Source organism: Vibrio sp. Y10_XG_PY6 (genome assembly GCF_024181795.1).
In the GTDB taxonomy this organism is placed as follows: Bacteria; Pseudomonadota; Gammaproteobacteria; order Enterobacterales; family Vibrionaceae; genus Vibrio; species Vibrio diabolicus.
The window spans coordinates 266,380-286,004 of record NZ_JAMZAQ010000004.1; the positions used below are offsets into that span (position 1 = coordinate 266,380).

The 19,625-nt window shown below is 45.8% G+C and carries 15 protein-coding genes and 1 pseudogene; 10 read left to right on the forward strand and 6 right to left on the reverse strand.

Annotated elements, in window-relative coordinates; translation table 11 throughout:
- Positions 1-43 precede the first annotated feature (43 nt).
- Positions 44-1,564 (forward strand): winged helix-turn-helix domain-containing protein, encoded by a 1,521-nt coding sequence (locus NL644_RS19865; protein WP_114323808.1) that lies wholly within the window; start codon positions 44-46, stop codon positions 1,562-1,564.
- Between the two features lie 131 nt (positions 1,565-1,695).
- Positions 1,696-2,595 (forward strand): annotated as a pseudogene (locus tag NL644_RS19870) (hypothetical protein).
- A 101-nt stretch (positions 2,596-2,696) separates the two neighbouring features.
- Here NL644_RS19870 and treC read toward each other — a convergent pair.
- From treC to gmhB, 4 genes are all read right to left on the reverse strand, one after another.
- On the reverse strand, positions 2,697-4,382 hold the full coding sequence (treC, locus tag NL644_RS19875; protein ID WP_114323810.1) for an alpha,alpha-phosphotrehalase: 1,686 nt from the start codon (positions 4,380-4,382) through the stop codon (positions 2,697-2,699).
- 87 nt (positions 4,383-4,469) lie between these two features.
- Complete coding sequence (gene treB, locus NL644_RS19880) at positions 4,470-5,894, reverse strand: PTS trehalose transporter subunit IIBC (RefSeq protein ID WP_114323811.1); 1,425 nt, start codon at positions 5,892-5,894, stop codon at positions 4,470-4,472.
- A 177-nt stretch (positions 5,895-6,071) separates the two neighbouring features.
- Positions 6,072-7,019: a trehalose operon repressor TreR gene (gene treR, locus NL644_RS19885; RefSeq protein ID WP_006743211.1), complete on the reverse strand. Its 948-nt coding sequence runs from the start codon at positions 7,017-7,019 to the stop codon at positions 6,072-6,074.
- 103 nt (positions 7,020-7,122) lie between these two features.
- Positions 7,123-7,674, reverse strand: coding sequence for a D-glycero-beta-D-manno-heptose 1,7-bisphosphate 7-phosphatase (gene gmhB, locus NL644_RS19890; protein ID WP_005391350.1), 552 nt, complete (start codon positions 7,672-7,674; stop codon positions 7,123-7,125).
- Positions 7,675-8,015: 341 nt separating this feature from the next.
- Between gmhB and metN the strand changes: the two genes are divergently transcribed.
- Genes metN through NL644_RS19905 form a run of 3 tightly spaced genes read left to right on the forward strand, consistent with a single transcriptional unit; the run spans position 8,016 to position 10,559 of the window.
- A complete protein-coding gene (gene metN / locus NL644_RS19895; protein ID WP_005391353.1) occupies positions 8,016-9,050 on the forward strand; it encodes a methionine ABC transporter ATP-binding protein MetN in 1,035 nt (344 codons plus the stop codon).
- Positions 9,040-9,717, forward strand: coding sequence for a methionine ABC transporter permease (locus NL644_RS19900; protein ID WP_005391355.1), 678 nt, complete (start codon positions 9,040-9,042; stop codon positions 9,715-9,717). Before metN ends, NL644_RS19900 begins: the two co-directional genes overlap by 11 nt.
- Positions 9,718-9,749: 32 nt before the next feature.
- A complete protein-coding gene (locus NL644_RS19905; RefSeq protein ID WP_005391357.1) occupies positions 9,750-10,559 on the forward strand; it encodes a MetQ/NlpA family lipoprotein in 810 nt (269 codons plus the stop codon).
- Positions 10,560-10,672: 113 nt separating this feature from the next.
- On the opposite strand, the gene NL644_RS19910 is transcribed toward NL644_RS19905, so the two are convergent.
- Positions 10,673-11,449 carry a Zn-ribbon-containing protein gene (locus NL644_RS19910; RefSeq protein WP_114323812.1) on the reverse strand — a complete coding sequence of 259 codons (777 nt, stop codon included), beginning with the start codon at positions 11,447-11,449 and terminating at the stop codon, positions 10,673-10,675.
- Positions 11,450-11,451: 2 nt separating this feature from the next.
- Positions 11,452-11,997 carry a SecY-interacting protein gene (syd, locus tag NL644_RS19915; RefSeq protein WP_114323813.1) on the reverse strand — a complete coding sequence of 182 codons (546 nt, stop codon included), beginning with the start codon at positions 11,995-11,997 and terminating at the stop codon, positions 11,452-11,454.
- A gap of 108 nt (positions 11,998-12,105) precedes the next feature.
- Between syd and queF the strand changes: the two genes are divergently transcribed.
- The 5 genes from queF (at position 12,106) to xni (ending at position 19,571) form a co-directional block, all read left to right on the forward strand.
- Positions 12,106-12,951, forward strand: coding sequence for an NADPH-dependent 7-cyano-7-deazaguanine reductase QueF (queF, locus tag NL644_RS19920; protein WP_253658723.1), 846 nt, complete (start codon positions 12,106-12,108; stop codon positions 12,949-12,951).
- A 165-nt stretch (positions 12,952-13,116) separates the two neighbouring features.
- Complete coding sequence (locus tag NL644_RS19925; RefSeq protein WP_114323815.1) at positions 13,117-15,399, forward strand: tetratricopeptide repeat protein; 2,283 nt, start codon at positions 13,117-13,119, stop codon at positions 15,397-15,399.
- 98 nt (positions 15,400-15,497) lie between these two features.
- The gene (locus NL644_RS19930; RefSeq protein WP_006743207.1) at positions 15,498-17,063 is read left to right on the forward strand and encodes a diguanylate cyclase; all 1,566 of its coding nucleotides are present in this window, start codon (positions 15,498-15,500) and stop codon (positions 17,061-17,063) included.
- Between the two features lie 290 nt (positions 17,064-17,353).
- The gene (gene ppnN / locus NL644_RS19935) at positions 17,354-18,730 is read left to right on the forward strand and encodes a nucleotide 5'-monophosphate nucleosidase PpnN (RefSeq protein WP_253658724.1); all 1,377 of its coding nucleotides are present in this window, start codon (positions 17,354-17,356) and stop codon (positions 18,728-18,730) included.
- 58 nt (positions 18,731-18,788) lie between these two features.
- The gene (gene xni / locus NL644_RS19940) at positions 18,789-19,571 is read left to right on the forward strand and encodes a flap endonuclease Xni (RefSeq protein WP_005391374.1); all 783 of its coding nucleotides are present in this window, start codon (positions 18,789-18,791) and stop codon (positions 19,569-19,571) included.
- Positions 19,572-19,625 lie beyond the last annotated feature (54 nt).

The following is a 19,625-nucleotide window of genomic DNA, read 5'->3' on the forward strand; positions in this document are numbered from 1 at the left end:
TCGCTATATAATATTTCGCCATTTCCAAATAACGCGGTGCGGTATGCGCGATTTTTTGCAACAAGCCAAACAAACTCACAGTTGTATTGCGATTGGCGAGTTGGTCTATAATCCGAAGACACAAACTCTTCATCAAGACACTGTCGCGATTGATCTCGAACCTCGTACCATTGAGTTATTAGAGCTGCTGCTAACAAGCGTGGGACATCCGCTCTCTGCCGATACTATTATCGAAACCATTTGGCAGAGCAAATTCATCTCTAAGAATGTACTCACTAACCGCATTAGCACCTTACGTGCGCTGCTACAACAGCATCTCCCCGAGTACGATGCGACTAAGCTCTTGGTCACTTATCCTCGCAAAGGTTACTTTCTAAACCCAGCGAACATCCGTTTAGTGCCACCAGCGAAAAACCATCGACGTGCTATTACAGCTCAAGTTGCGAACCGTAAGAACATCAAGCTGATTTTGGCTTATAGCTTATGTGCCGTACTTACGGTTTGTAGCGTGACGCTCGCAAGCTTGTTATGGCAACGCCAAGAGATTTCAACGCAGCAAACACGTCATCAGTTACTTATCCCCAAAGTCGAGTTGCTGCTTAACCGTGTCGATGCGATTGGCTCCCAAGCAAGAAAATATCGCATACTGGTCAAAGCCATCTTGCTGCAACAACAGGTCGAATATCCATACACCGACATCGCCAACCAAGACGCTCCCAGTTACTTTCTTGACCCTATCGGTCATACGCCGTATTTCCCTGGCGCGCGAAACATGCAGACCAGTGATTACGAACTCAACATAGAGTTAAAAGACGGCGCAGAGCAAGGCATCTTGAAAGCTCAGATGAACCTTATTTATCCTGCGACAGGGAAACTGGCGTTTCGCAACGAATACACACTGCGCTTATCCGACCTACAATCGGATATCTTCCAAATTCACTCAGATGTCGCGCAGTACTTCAACTTGCCTGCACCTTCAGCCAGTACATGGCAACTGTCAGACGTTCACCAAAAAATGCTGTTTGAGAATGTCTTTTCTAACCAGCCTCTCCAACAAGCTGATGAGTTTGCAGCTATCACAACCGCAAGGCATCTCGCTTTGTACGAGCAAGAACCTCAAAAGCTGGAAGCGTATTTGACGCAAGTGCAGTCGTCGTTCGATGTTTTGCCAGATGAGCTAAGCCTCTGGTTGGGCGTATTGCATTTCAAACTAGGTAACCTAGACCGAGCAAAAGTTCTGCTGACCACTCCAGATGGCGACTCACGTATTCAAAACGCGCTGATTTATACGTTTGTGTCTCACATCGCTTATAAACAAAACAAACTCGAACAGTTCCGTCTCAACTACATGGAATCACTGGTGGCACTGCTGCGCGTTTTACCTTCCGAGACATTGTTTGAACGTCTTTCTCAATCTGAATCGAAAGAAACTTGCCTTCAACCATGGAAAACGTTGCATGTCAGTTTGACCGATCAAGAAATTATCAGCCGATGGAAAGCGCTCATCAACGAGTATTGCACCAACGTAGATAACGAAATAAGCCCAAATAAAACAAAGACTTAAATATAAAATTAAGCTTTCGTTAAGCCCTATTAGCTTTTGTTTTTTGCCCTTTTTAGCTCACTAAACTTAGCATGCTCGCATTCAAGCAACGGCCCAACATGAAACGGCCTAATCAATCAGGAATGTAAACCATGCTAAACAAAATGACGCTTATCGCAGCAGCAACTCTGGCTCTTTACGGCTGTGGCGGCGGTTCATCTTCTGGCAGTGCTAATCCAAACAAAGTGCCTCAAGAAAGTTTCGACATCGCGATTCAGAACTCAATCTTCGCTCCCACGCCAAGCACACAACTAAACTACGCGTTTAGCCTGGATGGCTAACCTGAAGGCGAGATGAAACTGAGTTTCCAAGCGATGGATAACGAGCAATTGTTGGCAGCATTGGCACAAATCCCAAACAGCGAAGCAATGGTCCAGTTGGTTAATGACTTGGTGAACTACGGCGCCAAACAATTCTACTATTCTGACGAACAGTACAACGACGATGAAGAGGGCAATACGCTTTATTTTGCAGGCTCTGATGGCGCACTTCATGAAGTCACCGACGCTTATTCCATTAACCAGCAGTTTGTTGCCATGCTGATGCACAGCAGCCCTATTTTCCGTCTCAACGGTGACGACGTAAAAGAGAAAAGCCCGAACATTGATATCGGTGAAGAGACCATATCTCTGCAAACCACTCTAACAGGCTACGCAGTTCACAACCTACTAGACAGTTTTGAAGATCATGAGTGGGTGCAAAACCTGCCAATGACAGCATCTTGCCAAGTGGTTTGGCAGCAGCAAATCCGAGAGACTGGCGTACGTAAAACGTTCTCGATTTCAAGCAAGAAAATTGAAGCGGCGTACCTGACGGAAGAAAATACTTACAACCTAAACTGCGATGATATGGACTCAATGGAGTTCGCCACTTCGGCAGAACGTTGGTTTAACCCGAGCTTAGGTCTGATTGAGCAAATCGAGCTGCTAAAAGTACAACAAGTACAAATCAATGAAGAGAAAGTGCTGCTAACAGCAATTGAAACAAAATAAGCCTGTACTCCACAAGTATCTCGCATCTCAATAAAAAAGGCTTTGGGGAGCACACCAAAGCCTTTATCTCGAACATCAATCTTAGGGGGTGACACCCGAGTTTATTCTTCTATCAATAAAATACGAGTTTCGTAAGGTCGTAATACTTGATGGTTTGACGCGACTGCACTCGCTGAGTTTTGATAGTTGGATAGCAAGTTTTTCGCTTTATTCATATCAAAACGCTCTGGTAGAACGCATTCCACCTCTTCAGCGTAGTAGTTGTTGATACACAGCAGCGTTTGTTTGTCGTTCTGGCGAGCGTAAGCAAAAATGCGTTGATGCTCTGGCAATAAATCTTCATAACGGCCATCGGTGATCACCGGAACCTGTTTACGTAGCTCAATCAAACGTTTGTAAAAGTAGAACACCGAGTTCAAATCAGCAACCGCTGCTTCTGCGTTGATTTCAGAGTAGTTCTGCGCCACTTCAAGCCACGGTGTGCCCTCGGTAAAACCAGCGTGCTTTTGGCTATTCCAGTGCATTGGCGCACGTGAGTTATCACGCGACTTCTGCGCTAAAATCGCCATCATCTCCTCGTGTGATACGCCATCACGGTTGACCATGATATCGTACATGTTGGTGCTTTCTACGTCGCGGTACTGGCTGATCTCAGTGTAACCTGGGTTGGTCATACCAATCTCTTCACCTTGATAAACATACGGCGTGCCTTGCATCATATGTACAGACGCTGCCAGCATTTTCGCCGACTCGACGCGGTATTGTTCGTCGTTACCTAATCGGCTCACAACGCGTGGTTGGTCGTGGTTACACCAGAACAGCGCGCCCCACCCTTTGCCATTTAAGCCCGTTTGCCAATGGTTGAAGATTTGTTTTAACTGAATGAAATCAAACGGCGCTTTGGTCCATTTTTCACCATTCGGATAATCCACTTTCAGGTGGTGGAAGTTGAACACCATGGATAGCTCTTTGCCGTCTAGCGAAGAGTATTGCTGGCAGTGATCTAGCGTGGTCGAAGACATTTCCCCCACCGTCACGCTGCCGTATTTTTGAAACACGGCTTCGCTAATCTCTTGCAGATATTCGTGCACGCGAGGACCATCAGTATAGAAACGACGGCCATCGCCAATATCATCGCTTGGGAAATCTTGTTGTTTAGAAATCAGGTTGATGACATCAAGACGGAAACCATCCACGCCTTTGTCTGCCCAGAAGCTGATGACTTCTTTGACTTCTTCGCGCACCACTGGGTTTTCCCAGTTCAAATCCGCCTGCTCTTTAGCAAAAAGGTGCAAGTAGTATTGCCCTGTCGCTTCATCCAATTCCCAAGCATTGCCTCCAAACTTCGATTGCCAGTTGTTGGGCTCTACGCCATCAACCGGATCTTTCCAGATGTAGTAATCACGGTAAGGGCTGTTTTTGTCCCCTAACGCCGATTGGAACCACTTGTGTTCTGTCGAAGTATGGTTGACCACGATGTCCATGATGATTCGAATGCCCAACTGATGAGCCTCTGCCAACAGGGTATCGAAATCTTCCATAGTGCCGAACTCTGGATTGATCGCGTAGTAATCGGAGATATCGTAACCGTTATCAACCATTGGAGACTGATACACTGGCGTCAGCCAAATCGCATCCACACCGAGATGTTTTAGATAATCCAGTTTAGAAATGATCCCTTTAATATCGCCCGTGCCTTTACTGCCGCTGTCACAAAAGCTTTTTGGGTAAATTTGATAGATGGTTGCGGTTTTCCACCAGCTCTCATCATGCTTGGTCATAGCCATTTCTAACACTCACTTACCAGTAATCGGAAACTTAAAATTTGAAAAGAAAAATAGGAGGAGGCAGCCAAGTTACTGCCTCAAATTGAATTACGCGTTTGCCGCCTCAAGCTCACCTTTCGCTTGTGCACGCTTATAAAGAAGTAACGTTAATGCAGCGGGTACCACCATCGCGACCAACATCGCCAGAGCAAAGATGCCCCAGAACTGCGGCTGGATAGATAAGATGCCCGGTAAGCCGCCCACACCGATACCGTTCGCCATGACGCCCGCACTACCACAGATAGCAGCAGCACATGCACTACCGATCATCGCACTCAACATTGGGAACTTGTATTTCAAGTTGATGCCGTACATCGCCGGCTCTGTTACGCCAAGGTAGGCAGAAATCGCTGCTGGCACTGAGATTTCACGCTCATCCTGCTTTTTACTGATGATAATGATGCCAACCACTGCCGATGCTTGAGCAATGTTCGATAGTGCAATCAAAGGCCAAATCGGCGTGCCACCCAATTCTTGCATCAACTGCAAGTCAACGGCGTTGGTTGTGTGGTGGATACCTGTGATCACAAGTGGCGCGTATAAGAAGCCGAAGATGGTTGAACCAATCATCGCAAAGTCACCCGTCATGGCTGCTTTTGCTGCGAATGCTACGCCGTCACCCAACATACGACCGAATGGGCCAATGATAGAGTGCGCAAGAATCACAGACACAATGATAGAAACAAACGGTACTACTACTAGGTAAAGGTAAGACGGAATGATGCGTTTTAAGCGTGTTTCGATAAACGCCAGTGCGATACCTGCTAACATCGCGGGAATCACCTGCGCTTGGTAACCGACTTTCTCAATCGCAAACAACCCAAAGTCCCACACTTCAGGTACTTGCTTACCAATCAGGTAGGCGTTCATTAACTGCGGCGAAACCAAAGTTACACCAAGCGTGATACCCAGAATCGGTGTACCACCGAGCTTTTTCACGGTCGACCAACACACACCAACGGGTAGGAAGAAGAAAATTGCTTCACCAATTAACCATAGGAATGAATGAACAGTCGCCCAAAACTGACTGATTTCCGTTAGGGTTTGACCATCAAACATTTTGATGTCGCCAATCACATTACGGAAACCAAGAATCAAACCACCAGTAATGATCGCAGGCAACAGTGGTACAAAGATTTCTGCAAGGTGGGAAATACCACGCTCAATGATATTCATGTTTTGGCGAGCAGCATTCTTGGATTCGTCTTTGCTCGCTTCACTTTTACCGCTTAGCTCGATCAGTACTTTGTAAACCTCATCAACTTCAGTGCCGATGACGACTTGGAATTGACCTGCGTTGGTAAAGCAGCCCTTCACCATCGGTAATGCTTCTAACTGTTTTGTGTCAGCTTTGTCCGTATCGTTTAGAACAAAACGCAAGCGAGTTAAACAGTGGCTTACACTGGCAATATTGTCCGGCCCCCCGACCAGCTCAATAAGACGCTCCACGTCTTTACGCGCAATCTTACTCATAACTTTGTCCACCCTGTATTGGATACATTCGATTCATCATTTTATTTTTTATAAATGGGAACATTCCCATTTCTTAATTTTAATATTGCCACTCAAAGACAAAAAACAAAATGGGAACAGTCCCATTAATTGAGAATGATCACAGTATAATTTTAGAGCAAATCGTTGTAGTGTGGATTAGCGGCAAATAGGTTGTTGAGTGAAGTGAACGACTTCTTCATCGCCATTTAATTGATTAATCAGCATTTTAGCGGACTTTTCACCCGCAAGGGTATAACCAGGATCGACACTAAATACTTTAGGGAAAAGGAAAGAAAGCAACTCGTTACCACCCACGCCTGTCACGACCACGTCTTCACGACCTAACTCTTGAAGACGCTTGATTACGCCCAATGCAATGGTATCGCTGGCACACACAATGGCTTGCGTGTCTGCTTTCAGAACGTGGTCCACCAGCTGATAAGCACTTTCATGGCTAAGCTTACCGGTTTGGAAGCAAGGTGTGAGTTGTTTACGTTGACACCAAGCTTTGTAAGCATTTAAACGCGCTAAGCCTGTGGTTTTATCTTCGGGATCAACACCAATATAAGCAATGCGAGATAAAGATTGCTGCTCAAGGTGAGACAAAGCCATGTCTATCACGCCTTGGTTATCATAATTGATGGAAGAGACGTTATCGGTATCCATCGCAATCACCACAATGCGATTGCCCCACTCGGCTAAGGCTTGCTCATCGCACCCAGTAAAGCCAAATACAATCACGCCATCCACATTGCGACGCTTAAGCACACTCAAGTGCTCATTGGTTTTGTCGCGGTCAAACTGACTCTCCATGATCACCGCATCATAACCAGCGGAATACAATGCATTGAGCATTGTACCAACAGCACGATTTTCGGATGGTGAGTCCAGACGGGAGATGATAACACCAATGACTTTTTGGCTACCGCCACGCATTGATTGCGCAGACTTGGACGGTACATAACCAGATTCACGAATGATTTGCTCTACTTTCTCTCGCGTTTGAGGTTTCACTTTTGGATCGTTGGTAAGCACACGGCTTACTGTTGATTTGCCAACGCCTGCCAATTTCGCGATATCAAGAATGGTGAGTTTTTTGCTCATAAGTGATCAAACTAGAATGGATGAATGCTTAGGTGACTGAACTTTAACAGTAATAAGAGAAAAGGGAAGCAAACGCTTCCCTTAAATATGCGAATTGTGCAGATTATTTCTTTAGATATGCAGGCACGTCAGCAACACTATCAAGCACAACCGTTGCCAATGCTTCACCTTGCTCAGTAATAGGCTTACCTGTGCGAACCAAAATCTTGGTACCAACGCCCGCGGCTTCTGCTGCCATCATGTCTTCGGCTTTATCACCAATCATCACAGATTTTTCCATGTCGATTTTCAAGAAGTCGCGAGCAGAGATAAACATACCAGGCTTAGGCTTGCGGCAATCACAATCCTGCTTGTAATCCCCAATGCCATGTTCAGGGTGATGTGGACAGTAGTAGATACCATCAAACTCAACACCATGATCAACAAAGTTCCAGTCCATCCATTGAGTCAGAGACAAGAAACGGTCTTCACTGAATTTACCACGTGCGATGCCCGATTGATTCGTCACTAGCACTAAGAGGTAACCTTGATCTTTCAGCGCTTTCGTCGCTTCAAACACACCATCAATGTACTCAAAATCATGTTCGTCATGAACGTAGCCGTGGTCAACGTTTATCACGCCATCACGATCGATAAAAACAGCAGGTTTTGCCAAAACGTATTTCTCTATTAACTCGGTTTAATCAGATTATTACATACCTTATAAACTTCAACACTATCTAATTCATTCTAGGCCTCGACAAAACAGTTGATTTGTTGGGCAAGAATCGGTAATTCTGAGGGGGCTCTCCACTTATCTTCTCCTCGTAACTTACTCCTCATTCTCTTCAAAACAGAACATCTATACATTTAGACGTCTAGACGTAAAAATATCTATTGACTTCATTCTGGTTAACCCATAGCATCAACTGAGAAGTGAGATAAAGCTCAACATTAAGTTCTGTCAAAGGCCGTTTTTGACAGCGAAGTTCCCCGTATCTTTGGGCAGGTTGAAACATGATAGAAATAAAAAACGTCAATAAAGTGTTCTACCAAGGCAGTAAGGAAATCCTTGCCCTGAAAGACATTAACCTACACATCGCCAAGGGCACCATCTTCGGTGTTATCGGTTCATCTGGTGCTGGTAAAAGTACGCTGATCCGCTGCGTAAACATGTTAGAAGCACCAACATCTGGCTCCATCATCGTTGATGGCATTGATTTAACAAAACTCAGCAAAAAGCAGTTGGTCGAAACGCGCCGTAACATCGGCATGATCTTCCAGCATTTTAATCTGCTCTCGTCTCGTACTGTGTTTGATAACGTGGCGCTACCACTGGAACTGGCAGGCAAAGACAAATCGCAAATCACAACAAAAGTCACTGAGTTACTAAAACTTGTTGGCTTAGCCGACAAACACGAAAGCTATCCGTCCAACCTAAGTGGCGGTCAAAAACAACGTGTGGCGATTGCTCGCGCATTGGCATCCGATCCAAGCGTTCTGCTTTGTGATGAGGCCACTAGCGCACTGGATCCTGCAACAACTCAATCTATCCTTGAGCTATTGAAAGAGATCAACCGCAAACTCAACATCACGATTCTACTGATCACCCACGAAATGGAAGTGGTAAAAAGCATCTGTCACGAAGTGGCGATCATCGGTGGTGGTGAGTTGGTGGAGAAAGGCACCGTTGGCGATATTTTCGCGCACCCTAAAACGGAGCTGGCGCACCAATTCATTCGCTCAACGCTGGATCTATCCATTCCTGAAGATTACCAAGCACGTCTGCAAGCAGAGCGTGTTGATGGCAGCTACCCGTTGGTTCGCTTAGAGTTTACTGGCGCAACCGTCGATGCACCGTTAATGTCGCAAATTTCTCGTAAATACAATATTGATGTAAGTATTTTAAGCTCCGATCTCGATTACGCTGGCGGCGTGAAATTCGGCATGATGGTCGCAGAGCTATTTGGTAATGAAGAAGATGACAACGCAGCACTGGAATACCTGCGTAAGCACAACGTAAAAGTAGAGGTACTTGGTTATGTCCTTTAATACGATTTCTGAATGGCTGAGTTTAAACAGCAAACTACTTTTAGGTGCAACGTGGGAAACGCTTTACATGGTTGCGGTTGCCGGATTAGTCGGCTTTGCCGTGGGTATTCCATTAGGCGTAATCCTCCATATTACTAAGAAAGGCGGCCTACTTGAAAACACCAAACTAAATAGCAGCTTAGGCGCTGTCGTTAACATTGGTCGTTCTGTTCCATTCCTCGTCCTGATGGTTGCGATTATTCCAGTGACAAAAATGCTAGTTGGAACCTTTATCGGTACAACCGCAGCAATCGTCCCACTGACTATTGGTGCCATTCCGTTTGTTGCCCGTCTTATTGAAGGTGCTTTGTTAGAGGTACCAACAGGCTTGGTGGAAGCGGCGCAGTCAATGGGGGCGACACCAACACAGATCATCACAAAAGTTCTACTACCTGAAGCAATGCCGACTATTGTTAACTCAGTAACGATCACCTTAGTCACTCTCGTTAGCTACTCGGCCATGGCGGGTACGGTAGGCGGCGGCGGCCTCGGCGACGTAGCCATCCGTTACGGTTTCCACCGCTACGATGTAACTATCATGGCTGTGACTGTCGTGATGCTGATTGTTCTAGTACAGATTATTCAGTCTATCGGTGACGCAGTGGTGCGCCGTGTAGACCACAGATAAGCATTGAAAATACAAATTATAAGGAGATAAAGATGAAATTTAGCCTTAAAGGTCTTTTGACTGTAGCAACAGCCGCTTCTGCTCTTGTTCTAGCGGGTTGTGGCGACAAAGAAGTAGACGTAAATAAAGTAAAAGTTGGCGTTATTGCTGGTGCTGAAGCACAAGTTGCCGAAGTGGCAGCTAAAGTAGCAAAAGAAAAGTACAACCTAGACGTTGAGTTAGTAACATTTACCGATTACGTAACGCCAAATGCCGCTCTGGATGATGGTTCAGTAGACGCGAATGCGTTCCAACATAAACCATACCTAGACCAACAAGTGAAAGACCGCGGCTACAAACTGGCTATCGCGGGTAACTCATTCGTTTACCCTATTGCTGGTTACTCTAAGCAAGTGAAGTCAATCGATGAAATCCAAGATGGCGCACGCATCGCAGTACCAAACGATCCAACAAACCTAGGTCGCTCACTACTGCTTCTTGAGCAACAAGGTTTGATTACGTTACGTGATGGCGTTGGTCTACTCGCTACAGTACGTGACATCGTAGGCAACCCTAAAAATATCGAAATCATTGAGTTAGAAGCGCCACAACTTCCACGTTCATTGGATGACGTAACGCTATCTATCATCAACACCACTTACGCAAGCTCTATCGACCTATCGCCAGAGCGTGACGGCGTGTTCGTTGAAGATAAAGACTCACCATACGTAAACCTAATTGTTGCTCGCGAAGAAAATGTTAATGCGCAAAACGTACAAAACTTCGTAAAAGCTTACCAAACGGAAGAAGTTTACGAAGCGGCAAAAGAGCTATTCAAAGGCGGCGTAGTGAAAGGTTGGTAATCCCACTTTTCTAAACCATACTGAAAATAATAGTCTGAGCATAAAAAAGGGCTGATGTGAAAACATCAGCCCTTTTTATTTCTCTATCTAACCATTTAACTAACCTCAATTAGTTACTTTAGGTGGTCCCAAGAGATATTCGACACGATTCGGCAGTCATCACACTTAAAGTGAAATATGTCATGTAGTGGCTCATCGAGTAGCCACTCTCCACCGCATTTTGGGCACTTGCGCGCTTTCTCGCTCTCCAGCGACTGACCGCCCACGCGATACTGGTAATAGTATGTTGGAACCTTGGTGATGTATTCGATACGACCTCGCAAATCCCAACCTCTGCGGAACAACACGCTGTCTACATCGCAAATCTCGTGCAGCGCCGCATGCTCTGCACGGCACCCGCCAGCCATTTGGATTTCATCGCACGCTTGCCATTCTGTCTGCCATTTGATGACGGCTTTATGGTCACCATTTAGCGTCGGCTCATTACGATACAAAGGAATCGGCAACAACGTTTCCCCACTGCGCAATGGCGAGCACGTATGAACATAAGTTGTGTACAACACTTGCCAGCTAGGGATCTCTTCTTCGGCCGCTTGTTCTGAATTTAAATCACGGCCAAGCATACGCATTTTCGGTGCAAGCAAAGACGCGTCTGACAAACGGTTCATGCACACTTTGACGAAATCTGAGTGATAACGTGGATGCAAGCTGTCTTGTTCTGGGCAAACAACACGAACGAAAAATTCACCTTCTCCCATCACTATCGGGAATTCACGACCTAATACTTGGCCGTTGTAACGCAGAGCATCCATCAAGCCATTAATGGCTTTGTCTACCGCGCTGACGGTGGTGTTATCAAAACACTCAAACTGCAACTCAACAACATACATACTTAGACGGCAGCCTCTAACTTATTCAAGAACTCAACCAATGAATCTGCCAATACATCATGTTTAGAGGTGCCCAAACGCTCTAGAATCACATTGCCAGTGAGGTTACAAATAGAAATCACATCCATTTCCTCATCTGTCGCTGCGATAAATACCGTTGGTTTAAGTTTCAAGCGGCGCTGCGTCACCAAATGACCAAGAATATTTTCTTGTAGGCGCACGAAATCGTCATCGCTCCACACTTGCAGCAGCGTCAACGAATTACCTTGCCAAGTTGCCTCCATATCGGCGCAGTATTGAGAACCATAAAAGGCTTTAACATCATCTTGCAGTGACAACTCAATCGCATTTTCCACATTGGTGAAATCGGCCATTTCATCACGTGCGACCGCTTTCCAAAGCACCTTTCCATCACGCTTCTCTTCGACACAAGGAGAAACAAGCTCTGCAAGCTCTTCACTGCTTGGCAACTCATTGTGCTTAGCTTGCCAAGCTTGTTGGTAGCGCAGGCTGAACTCTTGTAGCGCCTGAGTAACGTTTTGGGTCATGAAGGTCTCCTCATTCCTTATTTATCAGATAGCCGTACTTGCCGGATGGCAATTGACCAGCGGATTCAGTAAAATTCTCGCCATTCTAATCGAAAACGACCACAAAGTATGAGCAAATATTCTGACGCTAAAGAGCTTGCTGGCCTAACACTAGGTAAAACGACCGAGTATGCGAACCAATACGACCCAAGCTTGCTGCAACCAGTTCCTCGTAGCCTAAACCGAGATGACCTTCAGTTAGGCGAAAGCCTTCCTTTTATGGGCCACGACATTTGGACGCTGTACGAACTCTCTTGGTTAAATAGTAAAGGCTTACCACAAGTGGCCGTTGGCGAAGTATACATTCCAGCCACCAGCGCAAACTTGATTGAATCGAAGTCTTTCAAACTGTACTTAAATAGCTATAACCAAACCCGCTTTGCAAGCTGGGAAGACGTTATAGAGCGTTTAACACAAGACCTGTCTGAATGTGCCGGTGAAAAGGTGCTGATTGAGGTGAATCCAGTGACCCACTATACCAATCAACCTATCGTGACAATGGAAGGCGAATGCATTGATGACCAAGACATTGACATCACCAGTTACGATTTTGATGCCGGTTTGCTTGAAGGTGCGGCAGGTGAAATACAAGTTGAAGAGGTGCTACATAGCCACCTATTGAAATCAAACTGTTTGATCACTAACCAACCCGACTGGGGCAGTGTAGAAATTCGCTACCAAGGCGCAAAAATAGATCGTGAGAAGCTGTTACGTTACTTAGTGTCTTTCCGCGAGCACAATGAGTTCCACGAGCAGTGTGTAGAGCGTATTTTTACGGATCTAATGAAATACTGCCAACCAAGCAAACTGACCGTATTTGCCCGCTATACTCGTCGTGGTGGCTTGGATATCAACCCTTACCGCTCAACGGAACAAGATAAGCCAGCTCACAATCACCGTATGGCTCGTCAGTAAGCGTATAGGCAACAGAAATAAGTTCGGTAATCTAAAGGGTTACCGGACGTTTTTATTGTCCAAGCATGTTACTATATCAAATGGCTTCAACCTGCATTTAAGGGGCTTGTTGAGGTCTTTTACCGTTATCCGCCATATCTAAAAACAGTTCGAGGGAACGAAAGGATGTTTTGGGACAGTTCGCGTCTATTCAAGTTGATTGGCTTTCTTTGCTTGCTGTTTGTACAGCCGCTTCATGCGACTATTTTATCGTCCGCGTTACTCAACGAAGCACAACAATTGGCGGAAATAGAGCCATCACAAGCAAAACAAGCGGCAACCAACTACTTGTCACAACGTGAGCTAACGGAACGCAAAGAGAGTGACAGCCCTTCGGCTATGTCTCGTGACGAGACCGATCGTAGCGTTCGCACACCAAGCAGCACCATCGAAGCACACAAGATTATCGCTCAGGCAGACTACGCCATGGGTAACGTTCGTTCGGCTATCGAACACCTAAACAAAGCCGAGCGCTTAGCGCAAGAATATAAATTGCCGTACATGGACTTAGATCTCCAGCTGATGCGCAACCAAATGATTTGGATGTACGACAAAAACTATTCAAAAGCGGAAGATACGCTTGACCAAATTGAGCAGCAACTCGATGAAGCTGATGCGGTATTGCAACGTACCGACAGCGTTCGCTATCGATTAGTGATGCAAAGAGCGCTCCTCGCTTCACATAGTGGCGATCTGATTAAAGCGGAAAGTTTGTATTCTCAAGCCAAAACTATGCTTGAAGACAGCCGATCTGACTTAGCCTTGATCGACTATTACACAGCCGTCGGCGAGTTTTATCTGAATAGCAAGAAATACAATTTGGCTTTGTCGGAACTGCTTTACGGTTATTGGCAATCTATTGAGAGTGACAGTGGCGCAAGGTTAGCAAAAGTTAATCGCCTGTTGGCAAGACTCTTCCAAGAGCGCCGAGTTTACGACAAAGCGATCGAATACTTATCTCAAGCCGCAGACTTCTATGACTCCTACCCTAGCTCTCCCATCCTAGCGGATGTCCTTGAGCAAATGGGTGACATTTATTTTTACCAAGGCAAGTTTAACCTTGCCTTAGTGCACTACTTCAACGTGCTGGACCATGAAAGCACCAGTAAGAACATTAATCGGATTATTAAGATTCGCTTAAGCTTGGCGGCTACCTATCTGCAACTCTATAACTACGCGCTAGCTGAACAATACCTAGACCGTTCTAAAGAGCTTTTAGAATACACTGACATTCCTAAGCTTGAAGCAAAGGCAGCGTTGCTTCAGTCAGGTTTGGCTTATCATCAAAACGACAGTAAAAACGTCATTACCAATGCAAAGCTGGCGTTAGCACTTGCTGAAAAGTCACCTGAAAATAACAACTTCATTAAGCAGCAGTCTTACCGCTTACTCGGGCTTGGTTACGAACAGGCAGGCGAATACCAACTTTCTCTGCAGGCTTATAAGAAATACACCAACCTTGTGCGTTTAGAGCAAAAGCAGCTCAACCAAATCAGTGAGGATGCATTCCGCCAACAAAAAGAGTTTGCTGAACAAACCATCCACTATATCGGCCAATCGGAACGCCTTGAGCAAGTGGAAAGGGAACACCGCAAATTCCAGAAAATCTCATTCGCATTGTTTATTACTGTGTTGGTGATGTTTTTGTTCATTATGCGCCGCGGCGTGATCATGCAACGCCAAGCAAGTGAAATCGAAAAACTGCGTAATGATCTCTTCACTCACTCTCGTTCCCGTTTGCGTAACTTGCGTATGCTGAACGTGAAGCTGTCTCGTTCATTGAAAAAGTCGAGCGAAACTTTCGAGCAATGGCAAATGGGCGAATTGATCCACGAGCCACTTAACGATCGCCTGCGCTTTGTCATGATCGACTTGCCATTCCTACGAAGCATGTACGTCCATAACGGCTATAAGGCTGGTCTAGAACTAGAACGTGCATTTGGTGACTTCCTAGCGGAAAAAATAGAAAAGCCATCGCGCCTTTATCATTTCTCAGATGCAAACCTACTCTATATCGAGCCGAACGCTGACCGTGATGCTTCTGCCGAAGTCATGTTCGAGAAATTCCAGACTTGGGTGGATGAGTTCGCTCAGCAGCACAACGTCAACCGCATTATTCGCATGGGTATCAGCGATTATCCGTTCTTACCACGAGCCTACACTGCAATTAACGACGAGGAATTACTCGATCTGTTGCTGCTTGCGACTCACATTGCGCGAGAAGTCAGCTTGAAGGATAAGCAAAGCCACTGGGTTTTCTTGAAAGCCATCGATAACGCACCCGCCGCGAGCTTTGCAACGGGTAACATAAGAACCGCCTGTCAGCATGCCATTAGCCAAGGCCTGATTAAGATCCATTCGTCCTACAAGAATGAGGACGACATCAAGAAAATATTAAAAAATGGATAATTAAACGCCTGTTAGACATAATAACTAATGACGCTATAACGTTTTTTGTTATTATCGGATAATTGTCAGTAGTACATGGACTTAACCGTAGTCACTTCATGGGAATCTTGGAATCCGATATTCAGTCGCAGCTTCATCAGCTGAGTTGTCAACTTGACCAACTCAGACTGACACATCGTGATACTTCACTCAAATTCAAACGTGAACAACAAGTTCTTAAACGCGTTGTGGCATCATTGTCTTCAGCTTGCCAGGGTTCGAATACCCAGGTATCCAATTACCTGTTTGAAATCCAACAAGAGCTGCAACATCAAAAAGATATCAGTACTCTTATCCCACGTTTAGCGGTATTAGAGAGAATGCTCAAACAGCAGTCGAAGACGATGGACAAACAGAACGGCTACCTAGACGAACAAATCAAACACAGTGGTGAAACACTCCAACGTGTCACAGGTTTACCTGCGCAGTTAAAACGTGAACTACGGAACTTAATGAGTTTCTCAGAAGCTCATGCCAGCAATAAAGCCGATCAAGCCACTAAGCTACTGAGCATTTACGAACGCGCTCTGAAAATCATCACTTCCAACTCGCGTTTGCATCTCAGTGAGTTTGAGAATAATCCTGATAAGTCTCAACTTGAGTGCTTAGCCAGCGATCTACAACATACCATCACCGAGCTGGATTTTGAGGGAGAAACGGGAGATCGATTGCTCGATATTCGGGCTAAGCTGCTTCTTGGCGTGAGTGCAGAGTCTCTCATTGAGCTTACGCTCTCAACGCTGAAATTGGTTGTCGAAGCAACCAAGTTTGAGCGCGAAGCGTCTAGCCAATTCCTTGATCAGCTGAACACTTCTCTCGCAAGTAACCTAAAAACCGTTCATCAGAACGTCGACCAACATCATACCTACTTTGAGCACCGCCAAGAGCTCAACACAGAAATGAACAGTCTGGTTGAATTGAGTCAACTATCGCTCGACCAAGCTCAAGATCTAGCGGATGTAAAAAAAGAAGTCGCCCCGTTACTTGCGAAAATGGCGTCGCTGACAGAGCGACTTAAAATGACGGAAGAACGAGAACAAGCGCTGCAAGAGCGTTTGAATTACAGTAAGAACCAGCTCGAAGCCGTGTTTGAAACCACCCAAGATCATCGTCGACGCTTAGATGACCAAGCTCAGCGCATGTTGCTAGACCCTCTGACTAAAGTCTATAACCGCACCGCATTTAATGATCGACTAGAGCTAGAGTATCGGCGTTGGATTCGCTCTCAACAGAACCTGCGTGTAGTGTTGTTTGACGTTGATAACTTCAAAGCGGTGAATGACAGCTATGGTTATACGGCTGGTGATAAAGCGTTGAAGATCATCGCTCGCACCATTAATAAACGCGTATCAGAAACTGAGACGGTAGCTCGCTTTGGTGGTGAAGAGTTTATTTTACTCGTTCCAGAACAATCTGAAGAATACACACTGGATCTCATTAAACATATCCAGCGTGATATTAGCCAATTGCCATTTAAGTTCCGTGAGCAAAATATCATGATCACCCTAGCGGCTGTGTCGACCTCTTTTAAAGAGTCCGATACGCCAGAGTATGTACTCGATCGACTCGGCAAGATGCTTGCGGACGCTAAAAAACGTGGAACAAATCAGCTTAACTGGAGCTAGATTTCGTACAAAAAGCGAACAAACAAACCAGAATTGGCGCAATTTACGCTTTATAACCACCCATTTTCAACGAGTTATCACATTTCTTCCCTTTCAGTCTGCTAAGCTGTAAAAACCCAAGTCACTTCAAGATGATGCATTTACAGAACGCGAATGTACCATCTTGAGGTTGCTTGGGAGTCAATAACCATAAAACCAAATCGGCCAACTGCCTTTCATCAAACCATACGTATAACCCAAAAAGGTGAGTTGGTACTTTCCCTCAAAATAATGCAACACAAGGAGGCGTTATGATTACCCATATAAGCCCCGCTGGTAGCATGGACTTGCTATCTCAATTAGAAGTAGAGCGCTTAAAAAACACGGCCTCGAGTGAACTTTATCAACTGTACCGCAACTGCACGTTAGCGGTGTTGAACTCCGGCAGTCATACCGATAACTCGAAAGAGCTGCTCGATAAACACCAGTCGTTTGATGTCAACGTAGTGCGCCGCGAGCGTGGTATTAAGCTTGAGCTGACTAACCCACCTGAGCACGCCTTTGTCGATGGCGAGATAATTAAAGGTATCCAAGAGCATCTGTTCTCCGTGTTACGCGATATCGTTTATGTCAATATGCATTTAGCAGACGCACAACGACTCAACCTGACGAACCCAATTCACATCACTAACCTCGTGTTTGGTATTCTGCGTAATGCCAGAGCACTCACACCAGGTATCGAGCCAAACCTCGTCGTGTGTTGGGGTGGTCACTCTATCAATGGCGTGGAATATCAATACACACGTGAAGTCGGTAACGAGCTTGGCTTGCGTGAACTTAATATCTGCACGGGTTGTGGCCCTGGTGCGATGGAAGGACCAATGAAAGGTGCCGCTATCGGACATGCGAAGCAGCGTTATACTCAGCAACGTTATCTTGGTTTAACCGAGCCTTCGATTATTGCAGCCGAGCCACCAAACCCAATCGTGAATGAGCTGGTTATCATGCCGGACATCGAAAAGCGTTTGGAAGCCTTTGTACGTATGGCGCATGGCATTGTGATTTTCCCTGGTGGTCCGGGCACTGCAGAAGAGTTGCTGTATATTCTTGGCATTATGATGCACCCAGACAACGCCGATCAGCCAATGCCTATCGTGTTAACTGGACCAAAAGAGAGTGAAGAGTACTTCCACTCTATCGACGAGTTTGTTCGCGATACACTTGGCGAAGAAGGTCAAAAGCATTACGAGATCGTCATTGACGATCCGGCAGAAGTGGCACGTATCATGAAGCGCTCAATGGACTCTGTACGCCTTCACCGAAAAGAAAAAGGCGATGCTTATAGCTTTAACTGGTCATTAAAAATCGAGCCTAACTTCCAGTTACCATTCGATCCAACTCATGAGTCGATGGAGCAATTGGATTTAAGCTTAGATCAAGAACCTCAAGTCTTAGCGGCCAACCTGCGCCAAGCCTTCTCCGGTATCGTGGCTGGTAACGTGAAAGCCGAAGGAATTCGAGAAATCGAACGTCGAGGCCCTTTCACCATTCACGGTGATCCTGTGCTAATGAAAAAGCTCGATAAGTTACTACAAGACTTTGTCGAACAACACCGAATGAAATTACCTGGCGGTTCAGACTACGAACCGTGTTATCGCATCGCTCACCCAGAAATTGGTGGTCGATAGTCAGGCTAGCATTCGTTACACTAGGGGCATTACGCCCCTTTTTTATTGCTAAGTCATTATGTCTATTCATCTTGTTATTATTGATGCCCTAAACCTGATCCGCCGTGTTCACTCTGCACAACCGGATCCAACCGACATAGCAAGAACCATCACCACGACACAAAGAACCCTCACTCGCATTCTGTCAGAAGCCAACCCGACACACATCATCGCGGTTTTCGATCACCATGAACAAGACAGAGGATGGCGAGCTGAGATTCTCCCAGACTATAAGCAAAATCGAAAACCAATGCCGGAACCGCTGATGCAAGGTCTAGATGCGATTCAGCAAGCATGGTGGGAACAAGGTATTGATTCATTGCTTTCTGAAGGCGATGAAGCGGACGACTTGGTTGCTACTCTCGCGACGAAAGTGGCCAGTCATGGTGAAAAAGTCACCATCGTTTCTACGGATAAAGGCTACTGTCAGCTGCTTTCTCCTACCCTACAGATCCGTGATTACTTCCAACATCGTTGGTTAGATGAACCGTTTATCGAAAAAGAGTTCGGCGTAAAACCGAGCCAACTGGCCGATTATTGGGGGTTAACGGGGATCAGCTCTAGCCAAGTGCCGGGGGTTCCGGGCATTGGACCAAAAGCGGCGAAAGAGATTCTTACTCAGTTTGAGAATATTGAAGCAGCCTACGCCAGTGAAGACCTCGCACCGAAATACCGTAAAAAATTAGACGAGCACATTGAGTCTGCACGCTTATGTAAACGCGTCGCGGCTTTAAAGTGCGACATTGAACTCGGCTTTAACTTACAGGACATTCGCTTTACAGGACCAAATAAAGCGGAATAGTGTCTGATGATGGTTTCAAACCATAAAGCTCTCAGACAATAAAAAAGCGCCATT